The organism is Ectobacillus antri (assembly GCF_003852715.1).
Lineage (GTDB): Bacteria > Bacillota > Bacilli > Bacillales > Bacillaceae_G > Ectobacillus > Ectobacillus antri.
The window spans coordinates 1-7,104 of the sequence record NZ_RIAV01000046.1 but is presented as its reverse complement, the minus strand read 5'-3'; the positions used below and the strand labels follow the sequence as shown (position 1 = coordinate 7,104).

The following is a 7,104-nucleotide window of genomic DNA, read 5'->3' as shown; positions in this document are numbered from 1 at the left end:
CGGACTGCCAAACAAATGATTGCAGGGATAGAGGCTATGCACATGATCAAAAAAGGACAGACTCTCCAAAGGGGAAGTCTGTCCAAAATCAAAAAGAATTCATCCATCAACTGTTTGGACTAGTTACTTAAGACCAATGGTCACTAGAGATCTTTCGCTTTTTTATATTTTCTTCAAGTATTTGCACCAGAACCAAATATCCCACCGGGATAGATCCGAAAAACGTAACACAAGGGGAGTTACGACAGGCTCTGATTGAAGTAGGTGCTAATAGTATAGCCACCACCAAGGCCTCTAAGGCGTTATACGAGACCATATCTAATAATGTACCCGACATCTCAAAATAAGAAACCCTCAAATCAAGGGATGGTTAGATAGTTACTAATACTTTTTAAAATGTTTTTTATTAATGACCATATTATTCCAAAAAGATCTCCAATCTTTCGAAATTGTTTCTTCCAAGTTTAAAATCAATTCTAAAAATTCTGATATTTGAACATCAGTCAAATAAGGATTCGCACATTCCGTAAACTTTTTTATCATCCGATTAAAATCAGTTGGTGTTCCATAATCAGATAGTATTAATTGATCTTCAAATACTTCTCCACTAGAGGTATACAAGTAAGCTTTTCCACTAAATAAATTTTCCTCGTTAATACAATCTTCATTCTCTCGATATTCTATCTCTATCATGTTCATAGCTTTAAGAACATGATAATCATGAACATATTCCTCTGTAAAATAATCTAATGTAGCTTCACCAAAAGCAATAACTAATCCTGCATTAAAGTGTATACTGAATTGACTCTCAGTAAAGTTTTTTGGCCTTTCATAAATGCTCGCATCTTTTATGAACCGTGGTAACACTAGTTTCACTTTATATAAATTCCCAAAACTAACATTTGAACTATGCAACACCCTTTGAAGCTCATTCATAGCATGGTGAAAATAACCACAGCACGGATAATATTTAAACATGAAATTAAAATGGTTTAATATCCAAGGATCTCCAAATCGTTTTACTGGATAATTAGAAAATTTATTACCAGATATTAACTTAAGATTACTAAGCCATGTATCTTGTAAATTCACTTCTTGATTGTTAAATATAGTCATTGCTGATGCAAGTGAAGCACGAGTGGCCATTCCTACCTGATAAGGTTTTGCAATCGAACCAAAACTACTTTTAAATCCAATTACAGTTGAACTAGTCAACGATAACGCACTATCCATTTGTTTTTTAGAAAAATTCAGCATCCAACCTAGAGCAGCTGTGCTAGCTAATCCACCTAATATGGGAGTAGGATGAAGCCTATTTATCCTTAAACTCTCACCGAATACTGATCCAATAACTGACATAAATTCAAGTCCGATAATTGTAGCGTTGATAAGATCTTCCCCATTTAATTCCAGATCACTATACATAGAAGATAAAACTGGCAAGAGCATAATTGTAGGATGACCATAAGTACCATACATAATACAATCAAAATCTAAACGGTGTGAAGCATAGGAATTTAGAAATGCTGCATCTAATGGAGAAACTTTTTTCTGAGACCACCACAACTGCCCGCTCCCCCTAGACTGTCCCTGATATAAGAAATTCATCTGTTGGACATCTGGTAATGATTGTGCAGCTAAAGCTACTGCAAGAGTATCTAAAATAGCTAGCTTAATTTGGTCATTAAAATTTTTAGGAATATTACTATAATCCCAACTAGTTACAACTTTAGTCAGATCATCGGTCCAATTATCTTTGATTCCTTCTTCGTTCATTCTTAATCTCCTTAAGTTTATAAATATTAGCTTAAATAAAGTAGATTATCAATATAGCGTCTTATTGTATTTTATTATTCATATAACCAAAAGTTATACTAAAGATGTTGTACAATTAAGTGGGTAACATTCCCTTACTTGAATGATTAAAAGAGTATACGTCTAGCATCCTGCTCAATCTTCTCTTTACAATCTTTGCAAACGTGTTTCCCTTTCAAATTACGTTTAATTTGCATATACATTGGATCAAATTCATTAACTTCAAACTTCTTTTTACAAAATAGGCAAATTACAGTATATGATATAATATGAATCCCCTCAATTTAATATTTAATTTCTATATATAACTGACTCGTTTCCCCCCTACTGTACCTCCCCCTCTCCATTCTTGTCCATACTAGTTGATAGAATCATGGATAAAGGGAATGAATGGCACATGGGACGTGTAAGAATTACAAATTCACATGGTTTCACAGTTTCTGATTTACGAAAACGCGGGAAACAGGAAAAAAACTAACCTTCGCACACGAATTGCAGTCGTACGTCTTGTGATAGAAGGCAAAATGAGCAAAAAAGCAGCCAAAGCCTGTAATGTGCATCATCAATCCGTTTCTGAATGTGTCAAATGGTTCAGTGAAGGTGGATTAGACCTGTTATTGGAGCGGAAAACAGCTCCTGGATGTGAATATTTCCTCAGTGATAGCCAATAGAAATCCTTAAAAGAAGTGCTTCTTACCAGTTCACCAACCGATCATGGACTGGGAACTGCCGTATCTTGGACAACACTGGTCATTCGGGAATATCTGTGTCATATCTATTGTATCGAAATGACACCAACGGGTATTCTGCACATGCTTTGGTCGCTAAAACTCCGATATACATGCCCGACTTACGTTCACCACGCCAGCGTAACCATCTTCGGTGCCGTTAACGTCCTAACAGGAGGAGGCGTGCATTAGACGGCTCTTTCATGTAAATAGGAGTTCTTTTTGGCATTTCTTCAATATGTGCTGAAACAATATGAAGACAAGTTTGTTGTCATGGTTACAGGCAATGCCAGAGTCCACCGCGCAAAAGTCATTCAGGATTTTATAAAAGAACAGCGATATCGGCTTATGTTGATGTATTTTCCCCCATACTCACCGAACTTGAATCCAATCGAACGGCTATGGAAATGGTTGAAGCACAGCGTCATTGCCAAAACATTTCATCCACCTCAATCGTCTATCATAGAGACCGTGCAAGCTTCTCATAATTTCTATTTTCTTTTATAAAAGTGTTCAAATAGACCTTTTTCTTAATAACCTTTGTCTTTATAACTATTGATTCATTCTTAAATTATATGGGCTGGTATAGGCCATTTATTTATACGATACGGTAACCTAATAACTGAATCACTTAATGCTAGTACAAGATTGTGATTTAATAACAATTTTATAGCTGCGATTTCACCATCAGTTAACGTATCTTCAGTTTGCCTAAGGGGAGTAGTCAACTTCTCAAATACTGAACATATTATAGGATCTCCTATAGTAAATGTAACTGGGGTACGAAATGGACGTCTATCCTTAAGAAGGATAAACCCCGGACCCTTACGCATAAAGTGAAGACCAAATCTATAGCTATTTTGCCATTTAGTTACTTGATCGGTACTAATCCCTTGAACAGAAAGTTCCGGGGGGTAAAGGTGTGTTAACTTTTCAACTGGAAATTTATTATCTATATATCCTCCCCAGGTAATCCGCATCCCAAAACTGGTTACATCCCGCAAAAAGCGAATAAATTCAAGTGATTGATAAGAATCCTCTAAAACTACTGCTCCCTGCACTTCAATCCGAGTAATACCTTGGTGTATGAATGTAAGGATTTCTGTAACAGATGGCAATTGATGTTGTTCTTCAATATTAACTTTTAATGGCAAATTAGATTGATAATTCCTCTCAACTGAGTGTGTTTGCGTAGCAAGTAAGCCATCTGATGTCCAATCATAATGACTAATAACTAAATTCATACTCCTATACCTACTTCCTGTTGTGCTTTTGTCAACATAAATTTATATCCTTCTACCGCTAAAGAAACATAGTGTTCTGAATCAAAAAAAATAAGCCCACTATCCATCCAAGATTCTAAATAATCCTTTAGCTCATCTAATTCAATATTAAGTCCATGTTTTCTAGCAAGTACATTTGACAAAGACCTCAGTGAATAACCATTCATTAAAGCCAAGTAAGCTTCAGCTTTTCCGCCTGCATATAGCATGATTTCTCGTTCTGGCCATCCTTTCCGACAATCAATAATAAGAAGATCTTGTCCGATCTTTCTATAGCTCAAGCTACTATCTCTATGTAATTCTTGCCACTGTTGAATCCCAAGCATTAATTCTTGTTCTACTGTTCCCTTTAACCCACACTCTGGACTTTCAAAAATATAGACAAGGTCTTGAAGCTCCTCTTTCGGTAGGTCATAAATATATGAATAAATATTTGCAGGTCCCAAGTTTTCTATACCAAGTTTTGGGTTATTAAAGTATGGGCTAAACCTTTCAAGTGCAACACGGGTACCCCCAATAGGTGGTTGTAGATGCACAAGTGCTGGAATTTGCTTTATAATCATTGTGTAGTCTTCATCACACTCACCTGGAAAACCATATAAGTAATTCCAGTTAACAGTTACGCCTTCTAAGGCACAGTTACGGAGTAAACGAACATTCTGTACCCCTTTAACACCCTTATCCATTATACGTAACACTTTAGAGTTTAAACTTTCAATTCCCGGCTGTACAGCTACAAAGCCAGCTTCGCGTAAAAGGGATACTTGATCTGGAGTAATGTTAGCCTTAATTTCAACAAACATCCGAAGATCTAAATCTAACTCTGCCAATTTTGGTAAAAGTGATTTAAAATAGGTCATATCTAATATGTTATCCGCCATTGAGATATCTAATACGCGGTAGCAATTGACTGCTTGTTTTAATTCCTCTAAGAATGTTTCAGGGCTTTTACTTCGGTATTCTATAAAGCTACCATTTAATCCACAAAACGTACATTGATGTTTAGCCCCCCACCAACATCCTCTTGAGGCTTCTAGTATCAATTCTGGTTCAATCCATTTGGATAAAGGAGAATTCTCTAATAAATTAAAAAAGTTCGAATAATCAGGAGCTGGAACTTCATTCATATTTACGGGACGTGCAGGAGTCATATTTACAACAGGATTTCCATTAAAATCTCGCCAACAAAGTCCTCCAATCTTACTAAGAGAGGATTTTGATTCTAAAGCATCAAGTAAATCTTTAAATGCATTTTCCCCCTCACCCCTTATCACAAAATCTACAAATGGAAAATTTCGATGGAGTGTTACCCCCTGTATACCATCACAGTTAGCACCTCCAAAAGCAATTAGGATTTTCGGATTTAATTCTTTCAATTTTCGTGCTAAAGAAAGGGAGGGGACATTTTGTAAGAATGAAGATGTGAAACCAATCATGTCATAGTTTTTTGAATTTATTTCTACTGCCAAATTTTGTATAAAATCAGGTGCTAGCTCATGCATTTGAACAAGTTCGCTAGAGGCAAGTCCCTGTTCTTCACCAAAAGCACAAAATTCTTCTAATTTCCATTCCTTTACCCCATAGAGTGCATTCGTAAATACCCATTCACCTGCACCTAAAAAATATCCATCGGCAATCTGTGTGAAAGCGGATACACCTAGGGTGCCCCCAGACCTTCTCATTGTATATTCAACCCATCGAATGTTAGCATAAAGTTGATCAATTTCATGTAAATATTGACAACGTTTAGCAGCTGCAGCTAGTACTCCTAGAGCAAGTGAGGGACGATGCAAAGAAGCCCATGGCATAGATACCAACAATACTTTCATAAATTCTATCACTACTTTCTCCTAGAAAATCATTTCATGGTCAAAAGAATCTATATAACTATGTAATCTAGATGTAAAAAGATGACATTATATAAAATATTCTATTTCAGAATAAATTATCTGTCAATAAAGCATTTTCCAAATATTTTATATAATTAATCAATTATGATATTCTAACAAACAGATTTTAGAAGCATTATCTTTCTTTGTGGAGAACATTTAAAGGGAAATGTGAATTGCTTTCAAATAGTAACTACTCAGACCACACCGAAAAACAACACAAAATAGAGGTGATCCTACCACGAATCGCCTCGTAAGCTATGTTTGGAACAATTCTATTTCCCCTGTCTGCAACACTTGTTTCATAGAGGCAAACAGGTCCTTTCCTTGCTTTTTCAGTGTGCTTAGAAAACTTCTTGCTATCGCGAAATTCTGTGCACTCTGTTCACTCCGGAATGTACCTGAGAATTTTTATTTTACTTTTTCCATGCGTAAGTTTCGCTCGGCCAAGTTATTATCAAAGGGAGCATCCGGGTTTTCTACAAAGAGGAAGACAGAATCTTGGCGTTTGAAAAGCCGGTTCAGCAACTTTTCCGCATCAGGATTTGCCATGGCAGCGTTCTCTCGATACCCTTTCTCTAGAATGGCGGTATAGGTATCATCCATCCATACGATGGCCAAGGGAGTGAGAGGCTCATCCTGACGTTCTCTCTGCCGCTTTGCCAAAAGCAGAATTTCGATCATCTCCTGTGGCCATGTTTGTTTCGTTTGTTCGTGAACCGCTTTTAGGTCGCGAAGGAGATGGGTATTACACACAGTATGTTCGCATTTGTCATACACAAAATACGACGCCAGACAATCGTGAACGGCAATGCCCTTGAATGCCGGCAAGATATCGATTTCGTTGATTGCCTCTGTGCCGCGTTTTTCATGAACATATTGTAAGGTGGCTTGATCTGTGCTCAATGTATGAAGCCATTGTGTTTTTCCTTCGCTTCGCAAGCTGATTTCATCAAAATGGATAACAGGAGCCTTGCGTAACACCTCTCTGGCTTGCGGCTCGAAGGTTTCCACCAAATAGTATAGTGGACCCAAGAATTTATATATAACTGACTTGAAGTTTCGACCTATTGCTTGAATTGTACAAAATTGCTAGGAGATGTTATCTCCATCGCGACTATGCTAATATGACCGATAAACACTACAGTGAAGCCATGTCGAAAAAACTAATCAGTTATATATAGACACGAAATCAGGTTCTGGTGCAAATACTTGAAGAAAATATAAAAAAGCGAAAGATCTCTAATGACTGTTGGTCTTAAGTAACTAATCCAAACAGTTGATGGATGAATTCTTTTTGATTTTGGACAGACTTCCCCTTTGGAGAGTCTGTCCTTTTTTGATCATGTGCATAGCCTCTATCCCTGCAATCATTTGTTTGGCAGTCCG

Annotated in this window: 6 protein-coding genes and 2 pseudogenes; 3 read left to right on the top strand and 5 right to left on the bottom strand. The window is 36.8% G+C overall.

Features of this window, described 5'->3' with window-relative positions:
• Positions 1-131 (top strand): annotated as a pseudogene (locus EEJ45_RS18790) (IS6 family transposase); the annotation flags it as partial.
• A 250-nt stretch (positions 132-381) separates the two neighbouring features.
• On the opposite strand, the gene EEJ45_RS17750 reads toward EEJ45_RS18790, so the two are convergent.
• On the bottom strand, positions 382-1,776 hold the full coding sequence (locus EEJ45_RS17750; protein ID WP_124566084.1) for an MmgE/PrpD family protein: 1,395 nt from the start codon (positions 1,774-1,776) through the stop codon (positions 382-384).
• 464 nt (positions 1,777-2,240) lie between these two features.
• On the opposite strand from EEJ45_RS17750, the gene EEJ45_RS19110 reads away from it, so the two are divergent.
• Together EEJ45_RS19110 and EEJ45_RS17740 are read left to right on the top strand one after the other, a co-directional pair.
• On the top strand, positions 2,241-2,486 hold the full coding sequence (locus EEJ45_RS19110; RefSeq protein WP_124566083.1) for a helix-turn-helix domain-containing protein: 246 nt from the start codon (positions 2,241-2,243) through the stop codon (positions 2,484-2,486).
• A 279-nt stretch (positions 2,487-2,765) separates the two neighbouring features.
• Positions 2,766-3,050: a transposase gene (locus tag EEJ45_RS17740; protein WP_124566082.1), complete on the top strand. Its 285-nt coding sequence runs from the start codon at positions 2,766-2,768 to the stop codon at positions 3,048-3,050.
• Between the two features lie 59 nt (positions 3,051-3,109).
• Here EEJ45_RS17740 and EEJ45_RS17735 read toward each other — a convergent pair whose 3' ends face one another.
• From EEJ45_RS17735 to EEJ45_RS18785, 4 genes and pseudogenes are all read right to left on the bottom strand, one after another.
• Positions 3,110-3,787, bottom strand: a complete 678-nt coding sequence (locus EEJ45_RS17735) for a DUF5825 family protein (RefSeq protein WP_124566081.1) — start codon at positions 3,785-3,787, stop codon at positions 3,110-3,112.
• Positions 3,784-5,667: a RiPP maturation radical SAM C-methyltransferase gene (locus EEJ45_RS17730; RefSeq protein ID WP_124566080.1), complete on the bottom strand. Its 1,884-nt coding sequence runs from the start codon at positions 5,665-5,667 to the stop codon at positions 3,784-3,786. The genes EEJ45_RS17735 and EEJ45_RS17730 overlap by 4 nt, the downstream gene beginning before the upstream one ends.
• A gap of 459 nt (positions 5,668-6,126) precedes the next feature.
• Entirely contained in the window at positions 6,127-6,729 is a 603-nt protein-coding gene (locus tag EEJ45_RS17725; RefSeq protein WP_164464339.1) for an IS66 family transposase, read from the bottom strand.
• A gap of 244 nt (positions 6,730-6,973) precedes the next feature.
• A pseudogene (locus EEJ45_RS18785) lies at positions 6,974-7,104 on the bottom strand (IS6 family transposase); the annotation flags it as partial.

Coding starts and splice junctions, on each gene's coding strand:
- EEJ45_RS19110 (WP_124566083.1), top strand. CDS start 2,241: ATGGTTTCACAGTTTCTGATTTACGAAAACGCGGGAAACAGGAAAAAA.
- EEJ45_RS17750 (WP_124566084.1), bottom strand. CDS start 1,776: ATGAACGAAGAAGGAATCAAAGATAATTGGACCGATGATCTGACTAAA.
- EEJ45_RS17735 (WP_124566081.1), bottom strand. CDS start 3,787: ATGAATTTAGTTATTAGTCATTATGATTGGACATCAGATGGCTTACTT.